General features: G+C 56.6%; 15 protein-coding genes and 1 pseudogene. 13 read left to right on the top strand and 3 right to left on the bottom strand.

All coding sequences use genetic code 11. From position 1 onward, the window contains the following. Positions 1–10 precede the first annotated feature (10 nt). The 6 genes and pseudogenes from cueR to rpsD all read left to right on the top strand — a co-directional run bounded on the left by cueR (position 11) and on the right by rpsD (position 3,983). Entirely contained in the window at positions 11–397 is a 387-nt protein-coding gene (gene cueR, locus ACR0JG_RS01885; RefSeq protein WP_170405727.1) for a Cu(I)-responsive transcriptional regulator, read from the top strand. A gap of 152 nt (positions 398–549) precedes the next feature. Further along, positions 550–939, top strand: coding sequence for a hypothetical protein (locus ACR0JG_RS01880; RefSeq protein ID WP_480567377.1), 390 nt, complete (start codon positions 550–552; stop codon positions 937–939). 283 nt (positions 940–1,222) lie between these two features. Beyond that, entirely contained in the window at positions 1,223–1,699 is a 477-nt protein-coding gene (locus tag ACR0JG_RS01875; protein ID WP_170405730.1) for a DUF411 domain-containing protein, read from the top strand. A 110-nt stretch (positions 1,700–1,809) separates the two neighbouring features. After that, positions 1,810–2,518: pseudogene (locus tag ACR0JG_RS01870) on the top strand (IS5 family transposase); the annotation flags it as partial. A 317-nt stretch (positions 2,519–2,835) separates the two neighbouring features. After that, a complete protein-coding gene (locus ACR0JG_RS01865; protein ID WP_480567375.1) occupies positions 2,836–3,150 on the top strand; it encodes a hypothetical protein in 315 nt (104 codons plus the stop codon). 212 nt (positions 3,151–3,362) lie between these two features. After that, the gene (gene rpsD / locus ACR0JG_RS01860) at positions 3,363–3,983 is read left to right on the top strand and encodes a 30S ribosomal protein S4 (RefSeq protein ID WP_170392466.1); all 621 of its coding nucleotides are present in this window, start codon (positions 3,363–3,365) and stop codon (positions 3,981–3,983) included. A gap of 123 nt (positions 3,984–4,106) precedes the next feature. Here the strand turns inward: rpsD and ACR0JG_RS01855 are convergent, their stop codons facing one another. Next, on the bottom strand, positions 4,107–4,568 hold the full coding sequence (locus ACR0JG_RS01855) for an Lrp/AsnC family transcriptional regulator (protein WP_170401903.1): 462 nt from the start codon (positions 4,566–4,568) through the stop codon (positions 4,107–4,109). Between the two features lie 103 nt (positions 4,569–4,671). Here ACR0JG_RS01855 and ACR0JG_RS01850 point away from each other — a divergent pair, with 103 nt between their 5' ends. From ACR0JG_RS01850 to ACR0JG_RS01835, 4 genes are all read left to right on the top strand, one after another. Continuing rightward, on the top strand, positions 4,672–6,087 hold the full coding sequence (locus tag ACR0JG_RS01850) for an aminotransferase class V-fold PLP-dependent enzyme (protein ID WP_480567374.1): 1,416 nt from the start codon (positions 4,672–4,674) through the stop codon (positions 6,085–6,087). 64 nt (positions 6,088–6,151) lie between these two features. Continuing rightward, a complete protein-coding gene (gene hisC / locus ACR0JG_RS01845) occupies positions 6,152–7,237 on the top strand; it encodes a histidinol-phosphate transaminase (protein WP_480567373.1) in 1,086 nt (361 codons plus the stop codon). Further along, entirely contained in the window at positions 7,234–8,154 is a 921-nt protein-coding gene (locus tag ACR0JG_RS01840) for a prephenate/arogenate dehydrogenase family protein (protein WP_480567372.1), read from the top strand. The genes hisC and ACR0JG_RS01840 overlap by 4 nt, the downstream gene beginning before the upstream one ends. Continuing rightward, positions 8,151–8,972 carry an extensin-like domain-containing protein gene (locus tag ACR0JG_RS01835; RefSeq protein ID WP_480567370.1) on the top strand — a complete coding sequence of 274 codons (822 nt, stop codon included), beginning with the start codon at positions 8,151–8,153 and terminating at the stop codon, positions 8,970–8,972. The genes ACR0JG_RS01840 and ACR0JG_RS01835 overlap by 4 nt, the downstream gene beginning before the upstream one ends. On the opposite strand, the gene ACR0JG_RS01830 is transcribed toward ACR0JG_RS01835, so the two are convergent. Continuing rightward, a complete protein-coding gene (locus ACR0JG_RS01830; RefSeq protein ID WP_170392459.1) occupies positions 8,969–9,970 on the bottom strand; it encodes a DUF2125 domain-containing protein in 1,002 nt (333 codons plus the stop codon). The two genes, ACR0JG_RS01835 and ACR0JG_RS01830, sit on opposite strands and share 4 nt — an antisense overlap. A gap of 67 nt (positions 9,971–10,037) precedes the next feature. Here ACR0JG_RS01830 and ACR0JG_RS01825 point away from each other — a divergent pair, with 67 nt between their 5' ends. From ACR0JG_RS01825 to ACR0JG_RS01815, 3 genes are all read left to right on the top strand, one after another. Beyond that, entirely contained in the window at positions 10,038–10,568 is a 531-nt protein-coding gene (locus tag ACR0JG_RS01825) for a gamma-glutamylcyclotransferase (RefSeq protein WP_170594547.1), read from the top strand. A 68-nt stretch (positions 10,569–10,636) separates the two neighbouring features. Continuing rightward, on the top strand, positions 10,637–11,815 hold the full coding sequence (locus ACR0JG_RS01820; RefSeq protein WP_480567369.1) for a biopolymer transporter ExbB: 1,179 nt from the start codon (positions 10,637–10,639) through the stop codon (positions 11,813–11,815). A gap of 3 nt (positions 11,816–11,818) precedes the next feature. Continuing rightward, entirely contained in the window at positions 11,819–13,498 is a 1,680-nt protein-coding gene (locus tag ACR0JG_RS01815) for a peptidoglycan -binding protein (RefSeq protein WP_480567368.1), read from the top strand. Positions 13,499–13,585: 87 nt separating this feature from the next. Here the strand turns inward: ACR0JG_RS01815 and clpA are convergent, their stop codons facing one another. Then, complete coding sequence (gene clpA / locus ACR0JG_RS01810) at positions 13,586–15,910, bottom strand: ATP-dependent Clp protease ATP-binding subunit ClpA (RefSeq protein WP_170401887.1); 2,325 nt, start codon at positions 15,908–15,910, stop codon at positions 13,586–13,588. Between the last annotated feature and the right edge of the window lie 102 nt (positions 15,911–16,012).

Genomic DNA, 16,012 nt, shown 5'->3' with positions numbered 1-16,012 from the left:
GAGAACCGCTGTGAATATCGGAGATGTAGCAGAACGTTCGGGTCTGCCTGCCAAAACCATCCGCTATTACGAGGATATCGGGTTCATCAAACCCAAGCGGAGCCTCAATGGGTATCGCCATTTCGACGAAAAGGAACTGCACAAGCTGGCTTTCATCGGGCGAGCCCGCTCATTGGGCTTTACCATTGAGGATTGTCGTTCACTACTGGCGTTGTACGAGGACAAAGAACGTGCCAGCGCGGACGTGAAAGAAATTGCAAAACAGAATCTGAAAGAGATCGACGATAAGATTGCCGATCTGAAGGCGATGCATGAAACACTGTCTCATCTGATCGAAGAATGCGCTGGCGACCACCGCCCAGACTGTCCAATTCTAAAAAACTTGGGCCAAGCGTAGTTAACCTTGTTGTTTGATCTGCCTCCAAGTTTGGCAATCTTTTTCTTCAGACGTGGCAATCCGCTCTTCTCTAGTGCGCGCCGCACTATCAATTGTAGTTTTGTTGGCTTCGGGTCAGCACGTTGCCACGATCACACTACGTCCGCAGTACGGTGAATGAGTTGATCCCTGTTTTAAGAGAAACGCTTTTAGTGTGCGTCTGTCTTACGGTGACAATCATCGGCTCTGTTGCTTTTGCAAACAACGACTTTGAGATCGCAGACAGCCACAGACAGTATGGCGTTTCGATCGCGTCAAAAGCATCTGAATTCAAACACAACAATCGCCGTTCGCATTCTACCACCGATCAAGATTGCGTGGACGACTGCGTGAGTTGTGGCGGGGCATGCCACACCGGAACCTGTTGCGTTGGTGAAAACCCGACCCAATTAGGACTTGCGGTTTTGGTGGAAGCTTATGGCCAGAGAAACCGTAACATGGACACGGATAACCATAATTCTCAAGCGCCTCTGACGCCCAATCTTCCTCCACAAGTATCCTAACACCCAAAGTCCCGAAAGTGCGGGTTTTCAAATTGTTTCTGTTCGAGCATGCACTGCGGTCGTAAGGAGATTATTATGTGTGGAAGAGAGGCTAAACTATCAGTATTTGCCTTGGCGCTCATCGTATCCAAGCGGTTGCGACATGCGTGCGCTATGCACCGAAAGCGAACAGAAACAGGGCTGGTCATGATCGCGTGCTTGACACAAATCATAGCACTTGCCTGCGATTTCGGTCACAAGACCGAATATCACAGCGCAGGCGTAAACCCGGAAAGGAAATGACATGACCACCACGAAACTTGACCGACGCCTTTTCCTGGCTGGCCTCAGCGCCTCCGGCATCGCCCTGGCTTCACCTACATTTGCAACGACCAAACCGCTGGTGCAGGTTCTCAAGGACCCCGCATGCGGGTGTTGTGGCGCGTGGATTGATATTATGCAACGCGAAGGATTCGAGATGGAAGTGCAGAATGCCTCCTGGGAGACTTTGTCCGAATACAAAGCTAACAAGGGTATTCCAGAAGAGATGGCGTCCTGTCACACGGGCTTGCTCGAGGGCTATGTCATAGAAGGTCATGTGCCCCCGGCGGACATCCGGCGCTTGTTGGCCGAACGCCCTGATGCGGTCGGGCTGACAGTGCCAGGTATGCCCTATGGCTCACCTGGTATGGGGCCGGAGAGTGAGCGGGAAGCCTATTCGGTTTTCCTGATCGGTAAGGATGGCACCACGGAAGTGTTCAACCATTACGAGGCAGCTTGATCGCCAATTTTTTTTGCAACAACCGCAAACGGAATTGTCATGCGTTTAAGGTGAATTTCGGTAGCAGCGATTGAAAAGCGAGTTCAAGGTCGGCTAGTCCGATACGGGGCTGGTCCGATGCTCCGAGAGAGTAAGGCCCACCCAAGACGCTCTACAACTGCTGAAAACGTTAGAGCGACAACGGCGTGTTTGCACGGATCATGGAAGGGCTGGCTTCGGACCATTCCGATCACAGGGCGATCATGATAAAAGTGAGCAGGTGATCGCCATGCGTTCGAGTGGACCTGCGCAAGTATCTGAAGGCACATCGTATGGCTTTAAGCCTACGGTTGAAAAAAGGGGCGCTGGTGCCTGATTGGGCGTGCCAAAGGCGGAATGAACACCAAGTTGCATGCCGTCACCGATGCTTCTGGTCACCCAGTCCGGTCTTTCATAACTGTCGATCAGATCAGTGACTACACGGGTGCCAGGGCACTTCTGAGCAGCCTACCAGCCGCCGATTGGATGATTGCTGATCGGGGTTACGATTCTGACTAGTTCCGAAAGGTTATGAAATACAAAGGGACACGCCTATGCATGCCCGGCAGAAAGTCACGCGAGAAGCCTGTCCGAAAAGACAAACACAGGTTCAAGCGCCGAAACCGCATCAAGATCATATTCGGTCGCTTGAAGGAATGGAGCCGAGTAGAAACCCGCTACGAAATATGGCCGAAAGTGTTCCCATCAGCCATCGCACCCGCAGAGATTTTCAGGCTCCGAAATTCAATGAGCCTAGAGTCTAGCGCAGTGCGCCAGACGTTCACCAACATTCGACGATAAGTATCAATATGAGGCTGTTCTTTAGCAACATTTTCGTGATTGCTACATTTCGGTCTCTTTTCCGCCCATTTTTTCGTTGATACACAAGCACAGTTACTTGTGGGATGAGTAAAAGTGCGGGCGGACAGATGAGAACCGGTTGTAACGGTCGGATAGCAATATTTTGGACACAGACGGAAGTTGACGGGCTTGAGGCGGCGCCTTTGGCCCACTTGCGCGTTGGTAGCTCTTGGTCCTGGAGGGGGCGAGGGGTCCAACTCGCCGCAAGTGCTGACCAAGTTGCGCTGCACGCAGACTCCACCGGTCTTGGATCTATATTGGCGGCCAGAGCCAGTTTCACCAACCCCGGCGAGATCAACGAAAGTGCCAAGATCGAGTTGTCAAACGGCGCTCAGACTTTCGTTGCCGAGCTGGTGCGTGAGTTGAACGAAGCGTCTCTGGTGCTTGTGTTTGAGGATGGATACCCTGAGCCTGATCAAGATTTCTGGGTCAGTTCGGCAGTTTCGCATATTGAACCTGTTGAGATTGACAGCGGTTATGACGACAAGGTTGTCGTGTTCCCGGCGGCTCGTGCAAATGCAAGTTCAGTGCCGGTAAGTCTATCAAATACTGCCGGTTGGGCCGCTGAATAACGGATACTTCTCAGAAAGATTCCAACTCTAAGCAGAAATCCTACCCTTTGCTTGCTGTGGCGTGTTGACTCTGGCCGAAGCAGGGATATAAGCGCGGCTTCATTGGTGTTGGTGGCCCCCGCGAGGGGATGCCTGTCATGGGGGAAACCTCAAGAGGACAACGCCCTTCATAGTGGCCCATCGGGGCCTCAATCTAAAGAAGGAGATCAGCCGTGACCAAACGCACGTCTGCCAAGTACAAAATCGACCGCCGGATGGGCGAAAACATCTGGGGTCGTCCGAAATCCCCGGTTAACCGTCGTGAATACGGCCCCGGCCAGCACGGCCAGCGCCGCAAGGGCAAACTGTCTGACTTCGGTCTGCAGCTGCGTGCCAAGCAGAAGCTGAAAGGCTACTACGGCGACCTGACCGAGAAGCAGTTCCGCCGCATCTATGCAGAAGCTGAGCGTGTCAAAGGCGACACCGGTGAAAACCTGATCGGTCTGCTGGAGCGCCGTCTGGACGCCGTTGTTTACCGCGCCAAGTTTGTTCCGACCGTGTTCGCCGCACGTCAGTTCGTGAACCACGGCCACGTTAAAGTGAACGGCAAGCGGGTCAACATCCCGTCCTACCGCGTCAAAGAAGGCGACGTTATCGAAGTGCGTGACAAGTCCAAGCAGTTGGCCGTTGTCCTGGAAGCTGTCGGCTTGGCCGAGCGTGATGTGCCTGACTACATCGACGCCGACCACTCGAAAATGACCGCGACTTTCGTGCGTGCACCGGGCCTGAGCGATGTGCCTTACCCGGTTATGATGGAACCGAACCTGGTCGTCGAATTCTACGCGAAGAACTAATCTTCGCCGACCTGTTGAGTTTAAGGGCCGCGCTTTCAGCGCGGTCTTTTTTGTTTCGATGGGGCTCTGCCCCAGTCGCTGCGCGACTCCCCCGAGATATATTTGGCCAGATGAAGAGGCGGATCAGATAGGAAGCGGGCGACTTTCGGCAATGGCCTCCATTGCGAAATAGGAGGTGACGCTGTCCAGTTCGATCTTATCGATGAGGCGTTGATAGACTTTGTCGTAAGAGGCCATATCTTCTGTAACGACCTTGAGTTGATAGTCATAGTCGCCGCCAATGCGATGGAAATCGACCACTTCAGGAATGGTCAGGACATGACTGCGAAAGGCCTGCAACCATTGGGCAGAGTGGTGGCGCGTGCGTAGCATGACGAAAACCACCAGATTCAGCCCAAGCTTTTCGCGCGCGATGCGCGCCGTAGAACCTTGCAGGACACCTGTGTCGTTCAAGGCCTTTATTCTTCGCCAGCAGGCATTTTGGGACAGGCCGACCCTATCTGCCAATTCTCGCTGGGAAAGTGTTGCGTCTTTTTGCAGTTCCTTCAGAAGACGCGTGTCAATTTGATCTAATTTTTTCTCCATATAAACTCATATGACACGAAACTCGGACATATAAAGCATAAAATTGTGAGGTTTCCACAGGATGGATCAATCATATTGGAGTTAGCAATATGGAGCCTGTGTTATGACCTTGTCCAACTTTCGCGCAGAAATTCAATCTGCTGCTCACGGAAATACTCTGCGTGATGGGCTGATCGGTGAGGGGGTACTCATCCCGGGTCTGCATGGGGACGTGCCGCTTGTGTATGCGGACTACGTTGCCTCGGGTCGCGCGTTGCGACAGGTCGAAAATTTCGTGGCTGAGCATGTGTTGCCGTTCTATGCCAACAGCCACACCGAAGCCTCCTATTGCGGTTCCTATATAACCCGTTTGCGCCGCGAGGCGCGGGCCAAGATCGCCCGCATAGTTGGCGCCAAGGAAGAGGACGCGGTGATCTTTACCGGGTCTGGCGCTACAGCGGGTCTCAACCGGCTGGTTAGTCTGCTGGGAGTGCAAGAGGCTAATCAGCCGGTCGTTTTGATCGGTCCGTATGAGCATCATTCGAACATTCTGCCGTGGCGTGAAAGCAAGGCGCGGGTGATCGAGATTCCTGAAGCCGTTGATGGTGGTCCCGACATGCAGGCGCTTAAGGCGGCGCTGATCGAACACGCGGATTCCGATCTTGTGATTGGGTCATTCTCAGCGGCGTCAAACGTCACCGGCATCATCACCGACCCTGATCCAGTGACACGGATGCTGAAAGAGCATGGTGCGCTTGCGGTATGGGACTATGCGGGTGGTGGTCCATATCTGCCGATGGACATTGGGCCGGAAGATGCGCGCAAGGACGCGATCGTTGTCTCTCCGCATAAGTTTCCGGGCGGGCCGGGGGCGTCGGGTGTTTTGGTCGTCAACCAATGCGCTGTGAAGCGGACGTGTCCGAGTTGGCCCGGCGGTGGGACCGTCAGTTTTGTTTCGCCATGGCGGCACGACTACAGCGCAGATCTGGCGACGCGGGAAGAGGCGGGTACACCCAATGTTATCGGAGACATTCGTGCAGCTTTAGCCTTCATCGTGAAAGACGCCGTAGGAACGGACGAGATTGCGCGGCGAGAGGCGCTGTATAACCGCATGGCGTTGGATGGATGGTCCGACAACCCCCACCTGACACTGCTTGGCACTGAGAATACGCATCGTTTACCGATCTTCTCGTTCCTTGTGCGTGATCGGAGTGGGCAACCGGTGCACCAGCAGCTGTTTACCCGAATGCTCAGCGATATCTATGGCATACAGGCGCGTGGCGGCTGTGCCTGTGCCGGGCCATATGCGCATCGTTTGCTGGGCATTGATCGTGCCACATCGGATGAGTTGCATGCCTCGTTGTCGGCGGGTGAAGAAATGAAGAAGCCCGGTTGGGTGCGACTGAATTTCTCGTACCTCATGAGTGAAGAAACCGTTCAGTTCATCATCGACAGCGTTAATGACCTGTCGCGCCGGACAGAGGAATTCGTGCCATTCTACAATGCCGACCCTGCAACGGCGCGCTTCAAGGCGGCCTGAAGGAATTGCTGCTTTTCTCAACCCGTTGAGACAGGTATGAGGGGCCAAGTTAGCGGAGCCCCTCATGAACCAGATCACCCCTCAACCCGGCATAATGGACATCGCACTGTATCAGGGCGGTCAGTCCCATGTCGACGGCGTTGCGGATGTCATCAAGCTGAGTTCCAACGAAAACCCGTTTGGGCCAAGCCCCAAGGCGATCGAAGCGGTGCGCGAAAGCGCGGCTTCGCTGCATCGTTATCCCAGCACCGACCATGCCAGTCTGCGCGCCGCAATTGCTGAACGGCATGGGCTGGATGCCACCCGTATCATCTGTGGTGTCGGCAGTGATGAAGTGTTGCAGTTCGTGGCGCAGGCCTATGCCGGTCCGGGGGATGAGGTGATATATACCGAGCATGGATTTTCCATGTATCCGATCATCGCACGCATGGCTGGCGCGACCCCGGTCATGGTGTCCGAGCGGGATCGCCGGGTGGACGTAGATAGCATCCTTGCTGCGGTCACTGGGCAAACACGGATTGTCTTTGTGACCAATCCGGGAAATCCTACTTCAACCATGATCTCAGACGCCGAATTGCAGAGGTTGGCGGACGCATTGCCAGCCGATTGCCTGATGGTGCTGGATGGTGCGTATGCCGAATTTGTCGATGGTTTCGATGGAGGCGCAGGGCTGGTGGACCGGTTTAGCAATGTCATCATGACCCGGACGTTTTCGAAAGTGTACGGTCTAGGTGGGATGCGCGTTGGCTGGGGCTATGCGGCGAAAGAGATTATTGATGTGCTGAACCGCGTTCGTCAGCCGTTCAACCTGTCGCTGACGGCTCTTGCGGCGGCCGAGGCCGCCGTGCGGGATGAGGAATATCTGCGGTTCTGTCTATCTGAAAATTCACGCCTCCGGATTTGGTTGTCTGATGAACTGGCGAAGGTTGGCGTCGCATCCGATGTGTCATGCACGAATTTCATCCTCGCCCGCTTTGCTGACAGGGCCGAGGCGGAAGCCTGCGATGACTATTTGAAAACGCAGGGTTTGATCGTGAGGCGGGTCGCGGGCTACAACCTGCCAAACGCGCTGCGGATCACCGTAGGTGACGAAATCGGCTGTGGCCGCGTGGTTGCAGCGATTGCTGCGTTCAAAGGGGGCGCTGCATGAGCCAGATTTACGACCGTGTTGCGCTGATCGGGTTGGGCCTGATTGCATCGTCCATGTTCTGGGCGATCAAACGGGCTGGGCTTGCGGGCGAAGTGACGGGCTATGCGCGATCCGAGGCAACCCGCGAGACGGCGCGCCAGATCGGCCTTTGTGACCGGGTTTGCGAGACCGCGGAAGAGGCGGTCGAGGGTGCTGATCTGGTGGTTCTGTGTGTTCCGGTTGGCGCAATGGGACCGGTAGCGCAGCAGATTGCGCCGGTTCTGAAATCCGGTGCCACCGTTTCAGACGTGGGGTCGGTAAAGCGTCACGTGATTGACGCCGTCTCACCACACATACCTGATGGCGTTCATTTCATTCCGGCGCACCCACTGGCCGGGACCGAGCATTCCGGGCCTGAATCGGGTTTCGCCGAACTGTTCGACAACCGTTGGTGCCTGTTGTTGCCGGTCGAAGATTCCGATCCGGATGCGATCGCTCGCCTGCGGGCTTTGTGGGAGGGTCTGGGATCGAATGTCGATGAAATGGATGCCGCGCATCATGATTTGGTGCTGGCGGTCACCTCGCACGCACCTCACCTGATTGCCTATACGATGGTGGGTGTTGCGGATGATCTCCGGCGGGTTACAGACACCGAAGTCATCAAGTATTCGGCAGCTGGTTTCCGCGATTTCACCCGCATCGCGGCTTCGGACCCGACGATGTGGCGTGATGTGTTTCTGACCAACAAAGACGCAACGCTGGAGATTCTGGGCCGGTTTACGGAAGAGCTCTTTGCGCTACAGCGGGCCATCCGAACAGGTGACGGAGAGCAATTGTTCGACTACTTTACGCGCACACGGGCGATCCGCCGCGGCATCATTGATGCGGGCCAGGATACGGATGCGCCAGATTTCGGGCGGGGAAAAACATCGACATGAGAAAGATCGGTTGCAGCCATTTGATTTTCTGCGTTGCTTTGGCGGCAACGACTGCAAATGCGGCGGCGCCTGAGACTTCTATTGTGCCGTTGACGCGCCCGGAAACCACCCAAGCGATGGTGGCAATCGTCACCCCCAACATCCGGCCGGTGCTACGGCCCGCTTCGCCGCAGGTAACGGCCGCTGCAGCCCGTCCCGCTGAATTACCATTGCTCGGGCCCGAGAATTCGATCCGCCCGTTTGTGCGCCCGGAAGAATTGGAACAACGCGTCTTTCTTAAGAAACGCAAGCTGCGTAAGGGTTCAGTCTGTGGCGATATCGATATTCAGGGTAAGCCGGTTGGACGTGTGAAGGGCAAGATCAAAGCCTGCGGGATTAAGGATGCAGTGCAAATCACCTCAGTATCGGGGGTCGGGCTGAGCCGCCCAGCGACGATGGATTGCGGCACTGCACAGGCGCTGAACAATTGGGTCGACAAAACTGTAAAGCCCACGTTCAAACGCCGAGGTCCGGTGGTCGAGCTACAGGTCGCCGCGCATTACGCCTGTAGAACACGTAACAACCGTAAAGGGGCGCGGATCTCTGAGCATGGTAAAGGGCGCGCCATCGACATTTCGGGCTTCAAGATGGCCGATGGTGAGGTGGTGACGGTTTTAAATGGCTGGCGCAAAAATCCGACCAAGAAGCAACTGACCAAGGTTTGGCGCGGCGCGTGTGGGCCATTTGGCACGGTTCTCGGACCAAACTCTGATCGCTACCATCGGGATCATTTCCACCTAGACACCGCGCGCTACCGCAGCGGCACCTATTGCCGTTAACGCAGCACCAGTCTCGGGGCAGGACCAAGGGGCAACGGACCTAAGGCGACGAACCCATCTCTGAAATTCAGCTGTAAATCCAGCGCATTTGGGTTGCCACCCAGTCCAGCCATGAAGCCCAATGCGCGGGTCACAGGATCGACTGCCTGATCCGGCAGCGCACCTGCGGCGTTTGCCATCGCGATCATGTCGCGCCAGTTTTCGGCTTTCATCGCAATTTCACCCGTTGGAATGCCCTGTTCGTCAACTTCCAGTTCGCCGGTGGCGAACAGACGCAGCTCACCCCATTTCATTTCTGCCAAACGCAGATCAATCGCAACGGGTTGGGGGCGACGCTGCTCAAGTGCGGTGCGGTCCCAGGGTTTGTCGAAAGTGACAAACATATCCATTTCCAGCGTTTCGAACGATTGCGGCAGGGTCGATGCTGAACGCATCAGGCGTCTCAGATCATCGCCGGGGGTAAATCCGTCGATCTTCGCAGTAATCCCATAGCTTTCGGGCGCTCCAGATTGCTCCATCACAAGGCTCAGCGACTGGCCTCCGGCTTGCGGATCACCTTCGGTTGTCAGCAGCCAGCGCTTTGAGGTCAGCGCCATTTTCTCGAGCACCAGCGCGACACCGGGTTGGAGCTGCAATTCGGCTTGTAGCGCTTCGGCCTGAACGGTCGTGGTCTGGTCGAAATAGGAAAGGCGCTGCGGCGTACTGGCAAAGCGCAGCATCTGGCGGCCGGGCCAGATTGCTGGGCTTTGGAACTCGACCCAGTCCGCACTCCACGCCGTTCCGTTGACCGGATCGGCCAAAGCGGGATTATTCAGGCGTGTGATGTGCTGAAATGGATATCCTGCCGTCGACACGTCCGAGAATTCGGCCTGCCAGCCCAGTTCTTGCTGCCGGTCAAACCAACCGGTCAGGGCGTTTCGCAGACCATAACCGGCAACAAACCAGTACGCGCTCCACGCGAGGGCGATAAATACGAAAACGCGTATCAGACGGCGCATGATGAATGGCCCTTTTTCCTGCCTCGGATTTGATGTTTATAGGGCCAAACGGGCAAGGACCAGTGCAATGACGATGTGGGTATTCGGATATGGATCGCTGCTGTGGAACCCGGGCTTTCCGGTGGCACGCAGCGAACGCGCTAAGTTGCACGGATATGCGCGGTCGTTTTGCATGCGCTCTATCCACCATCGCGGCACGGAAGAAGACCCCGGTTTGGTATTGGCGCTGGACGAACAGCCAGACGCGCATTGCACTGGATTGGCGCTTGCTGTCGAGGCAGGTCACGAAGAGCGCACTTTGGCTGAATTGCGTGAGCGTGAGCTGATCTCGTCAGCCTATCTGGAGCGGATGCTGGACGTGCATCTGGACTGCGGGCAGATCGTAAATGCAGTGACTTACGTCATCGATGCTCACCACGTTCAGTATTGCGGCGGTCTTCCATTGGAAGAGCAGGCTCGGATCATCGCCCACGCGGTTGGCGGACGTGGGCCAAATACCGAATATCTCTACAATACTGCCTCGCACTTGACCGAGATCGGACTGCACGACCCTGATCTTGAGTGGTTGTCGCAACGGGTGCGGACAATCAGCGCATAAACTCTTGGCGTCACGGGGCGAACTTCGATAGGTTCAGCCCAGAGCAGACAATACCAGGAGCCACGCGCATGGCGCAGGCACAACAGGGCGTGAGACCACATTTCTCACAACCGATCCGTCAGATTTTGATGATGCTGATCGCAATAGGGCTGTCAGGACTTGGCGTGTTCATGGCGTTGCCATATGTACTGCCGGTTATTCAGGCCAATCTGTATCTTAACGGGTTCATTTTGCTGGTCTTTGTCATCGGTGTCGCTGCCTGTTTTCTGCAGGTCACACAGCTGATCGGATCGGTTCGTTGGATCGAAGCCTTTGCCGGAGGGGTCGAACGTGACGATGTGCGCCCGCCGCAACTGCTTGCCCCACTGGCGTCGTTGTTGAGGGAACGCGGGGCGCGGTCTCAGATCAGCTCTAGCTCTACCCGATCGATCCTCGATTCCGTCGCCGAACGGGTCGAAGAAGAGCGCGAGATCACCCGCTACATCACCAACGTGCTGATCTACCTTGGCCTACTGGGGACATTTTTTGGTTTGGCCACCACTGTCCCCGCCATCGTTGATACGATCCGCAGCCTGAACCCGCAGGAAGGTGAAGAAGGTCTGGCCGTCTTCAACCGTCTGATGACCGGATTGGAAGCGCAGCTGCAGGGCATGGGCGTTGCTTTTGGGTCGTCATTGCTGGGTCTGGCCGGATCCTTGATCGTCGGTTTGCTGGAACTGTTCGCGGGCCATGGCCAGAACCGGTTCTATCGCGAATTGGAAGAATGGTTGTCCTCAATCACCCGCGTTGGCTTTGCTGCGGGCGATGAGGGCGGCGCGGAACTGGCCGTGCTGACCCCAGTACTGGACGCCATGTCTGAACAAATGGATGCACTGCAGGACATGTTCTCGGCGCAAGAAGTTGATCGCACGAACGTCTCGACCAAACTGGGACATTTGGCCGATGTCATCGGGGAAATGAACCAGCGGCAGGCCCAGACCGAAGGCGTAACGGCTGCGCTTGAACGTGTGGCGCTGGGGCAGGACGCTTTGTTGGATCACATGCGCGAACATAGCGCGGGCGAGGGGATCGATGCGGAAAGCCGCATGCGCCTGCGGTCGATGGATGTTCAGTTGCTGCGTATACTCGAAGAAATCTCCGCTGGTCGTCAGGACAGCATGAACGAACTGCGCAAGGATTTTGAGCTGCTGGTCAAAGCGTTGACTTTGCCACGGGGCGCCGTACGTACCCCCCCGGAAGGAGAGTAACCCATGGCGCTGTCCCGCCGCACAGGTCAACGGTTTTCGGGCTCGGTCTGGCCCGGCTTCGTGGATGCGATGACGGGATTGTTGATGGTGCTGACCTTTGTGCTGACCATCTTCATGGTCGTGCAATTTGTGCTGCGCGAAACCATTTCAGGTCAAGAGGATGAACTGACTGCGCTGTCCGACGAAATCGCCGCTCTGGCCGGGGCGCTGGGGCTGGAAGAGCGGGAAAACAGCCGTCTTCAAGCGCGTCTTGGGAACTTGAATGCAACGCTTAATCAGGTCGAAGACGATCTGGCGCAGGCACAAACCCGCATAACCGACTTTGAAGCACAGGTCGCGGCTTTGCTGGCTGATCAGGCGCGTGCGCAGGGGGATATCGCCGCGCTAGAAACGCAACGCGATGAGTTGCTAAATGAACAAGATGCCTTGAATTTGGCACTTGCTCAAAGCAGACAAGAAATCGACGCACAGGCCGAAGCCGCCCGCCTTGCCGCGGCTCGACGCGAAGCACTTGAAGCTCTCGTCGCCGAACTTGAAACCAGCGAAGATGCACAGGCAGCTCAGATATCCGAGCTAGAACAGCAACTGACCGAGGAAGAGGCCGCGCGCCTGGCCGAAGCCGCCGCTGCTGAGGCGTTGCGTGATCGTCTGCAGAATGCAGATGCCGAACTGACGGCAATGACCTTGGCGCTGGAAGCGCAGCGAAAGGAAGCCGAGGATACCCTGACTTTGCTAGCTGCGGCACAGGCTGCCAAGGCAGAGCTTGAGCGTCAGTTCGGTGAGATCAATGCCGAAGAACTGAGGGAACAACTGCAGGCGGCACTGGATGCCCAAACCCAAGCACTAGCAAATGAAGCTGAACAAAGGTCGCTGGCCGAGGAGCGCGCGGCGCTGCTGGCGCTCGCCCGAGAGGCGCTTGCATCGGAACAGGAAATCTCGACCGAAGCGCAACGTCAGACCGCGCTGCTTAATCAGCAGATGGCAGCCCTGCGCAGCCAGTTGGGGTCGCTGCAGGCTTTGTTAGACGACTACGAAGAACGTAATACCGCCGCCGAGATCCAGATACAGACGCTGGGCCAGGATCTGAATGCCGCTCTAGCGCGCGCAGCCTCGGAAGAACGCCGTCGCCGACTGCTGGAAGAGGCTGAACGTATTCGGCTGGAAGCCGAGGCCGAGAAACTGGCGGGCCAAAATCAGGAACTAGCCGCACAGGCCGAGGATTTGCAGCGCTATCGCTCGGAATTCTTCGGGCGACTGCGCGATGTGCTGGGTGATCAGGATGGTGTGCGCATTGAGGGCGACCGCTTCGTGTTCTCGTCGGAGGTGCTGTTTGCCACCGGGTCCGCAAACCTGTCCGCGGAAGGCCGTCAGGAGGTTGCCAAAGTTGCCGATATCCTGCGAAGCGTTGCCGCCGAAATACCCGAGGGGCTGAACTGGGTCATCCGTGTCGATGGGCATACCGATAATGTGCCACTTGCAGGCAGCGGACGATATCGCGACAACTGGGAGCTCAGCCAGGGTCGTGCCCTTTCTGTGGTGCGCTACATGGTTGACGCACTGGGCATTCCACCTGATCGTTTGGCGGCAAACGGGTTCGGAGAATTCCAGCCTGTTAATCCCGCCGACACACCCGAAGCGCGCGCCCAGAATCGTCGGATCGAGTTGAAGCTGACAGAGCGATAAGGCTGGTACGAACCAACTTGGATTACCTGCCAAAAACGAAAAACGCCCACCGAAAAGGTGGGCGTTTTTCGTTATAGAAGCCGTGGGTTAGTCCGCTGTCAAAAGCGGGGGCTTGTCGCCCGGAATGCGGGGCTGATCGGGGCCCAGGATTTCCAGGTTCAGCTCGCCCTTCTTCATCGAGACACGGACCACGCCGCCTTTGGCCAGTTTGCCGAATAGCAGTTCTTCGGCCAGAGGTTTCTTGATGTGCTCCTGAATGACACGGCCTAGAGGACGCGCACCCATCTTGTCATCATAGCCCTTGTCGGCCAGCCATTCGGCGGCACGCGGTGTCAGGTCGATGGTCACGCCACGATCCAGCAACTGTGCTTCCAGCTGCAGGACAAACTTCTCAACGACCTGCAAAATGACCTCTTTCGGTAGTGGTGCAAATGAGATCACAGCGTCCAGGCGGTTGCGGAACTCCGGCGTGAACATACGTTCGATCGCTGCGGTATCCTCACCTTCGCGCCGGTCGCGGCCAAAGCCGATGGCGGCTTTCGCCTGCTCCTGCGCACCTGCGTTCGATGTCATGATCAGGACCACGTTGCGGAAATTCACCGTCCGGCCATTGTGGTCGGTCAATTCGCCGTGATCCATCACCTGCAACAGGATATTGAACACGTCCGGGTGCGCTTTTTCGATCTCATCAAGCAACAAGACGCAATGTGGGTGCTGGTCGACACCGTCGGTCAGCAAACCACCCTGATCAAACCCGACATAACCCGGAGGCGCACCGATCAGACGGCTGACCGCGTGCTTCTCCATGTATTCCGACATGTCGAAACGCAGCAGTTCAACACCAAGCGTGTCAGCCAACTGTTTCGCCACCTCTGTTTTGCCAACACCGGTGGGGCCAGCGAACAGATAGTTGCCGATGGGTTTTTCGGGCTCACGCAGACCGGCGCGCGCCAGTTTGATCGCACTGGACAGCGCTTCGATCGCTTCATCCTGACCAAACACCACGCGTTTCAGCGAGGTTTCGAGATCTTTCAGAACCTCTGCATCATCCTTGGTGACGTTCTTGGGTGGGATTCGCGCAATCTTGGCAACCACCGCCTCGATCTCTTTGACGCCGATGGTCTTGCGACGTTTGCTTTCGGCCAGCAGGTGCTGCGCTGCCCCGGCCTCATCGATCACGTCGATGGCCTTGTCGGGCAGTTTGCGGTCGTTGATATAGCGCGCCGACAATTCGACAGCCGTCTTGATGGCGTCGGCAGTATATTTGATCGAGTGATGCTCTTCGAAATACGGTTTCAGACCGCGCAGAATTTTGACGCTGTCCTCGACCGACGGCTCGTTCACGTCGATTTTCTGGAACCGGCGGCTCAGCGCGCGGTCTTTTTCGAAATGCTGACGGAACTCTTTATACGTGGTCGAGCCCATGGTGCGCAGTTTGCCGCCCTGAAGCGCTGGCTTCAGCAGGTTCGACGCATCCATCGCACCGCCCGAGGTTGCACCCGCTCCGATCACAGTGTGAATCTCGTCGATGAAGAGAACCGCATCAGGGTGCTCTTCCAATTCGGTCACAACCGCTTTCAGACGCTCTTCGAAATCGCCGCGATAGCGAGTTCCCGCAAGCAGGGCGCCCATATCGAGCGAGTAGATAGTGGTTTCCGACAACACGTCCGGGGCCTCGCCCGCAACGATCTTATGCGCCAGACCTTCGGCGATGGCGGTTTTGCCGACACCGGGGTCACCTACCAGCAGCGGGTTGTTCTTGCGCCGGCGACACAGCACCTGAATACAGCGTTCAACCTCGTCCGAGCGTCCGATCAGCGGATCTACATCACCGGCGCGTGATTTGGCGTTCAGATCAACGCAATATTTGCCAAGCGCACTTTCTTTTTGCTCGGCGTCACCAGATGTCGTCTGAGCCTCTTCTTCGGCTTCATCAGCACCCGTTACAGGACGATTCTCTCCATAGGCCGGGTCTTTGGCCACACCATGTGCGATGAAGTTTACCGCGTCATAACGGGTCATGTCCTGCTCTTGCAGGAAATAGGCTGCGTTGCTTTCACGTTCGGCGAAGATGGCCACCAGTACATTGGCCCCGGTCACCTCTGTGCGGCCAGAGCTTTGAACGTGGATCGCGGCGCGCTGAATGACACGCTGGAAGGCTGCAGTCGGTACTGCTTCTGACCCGTCGATATCAGTGACGAGGTTTGACAGATCTTCGTCGATAAATTCGACCAAGGTGCTGCGTAACTCGTCCAGATCGACGCTGCACGCTTTCATGACGCGCACCGCATCGGGTTCTTCCAACAGCGCCAGCAGCAGATGCTCTAGCGTTGCGAATTCATGTCGCCGTTCATTCGCCGCCGCAAGGGCCGCGTGGATGGCTTGTTCAAGTGTGCTCGAGAATGAAGGCACGCGGGTGCTCCTCTGTATTGGGCCGGAAGGGGGCGGGCTGCAGGCCGGATCCCCATCCCAACCATGTCCTCATACTATTAGAGTTTGGTTGATCCCGCCCCG

It is taken from the genome of Ruegeria sp. AD5 (assembly GCF_056542345.1).
The sequence above is the reverse complement of the archived record's forward strand: the minus strand, read 5'-3'. Positions and strand labels throughout refer to the sequence as shown.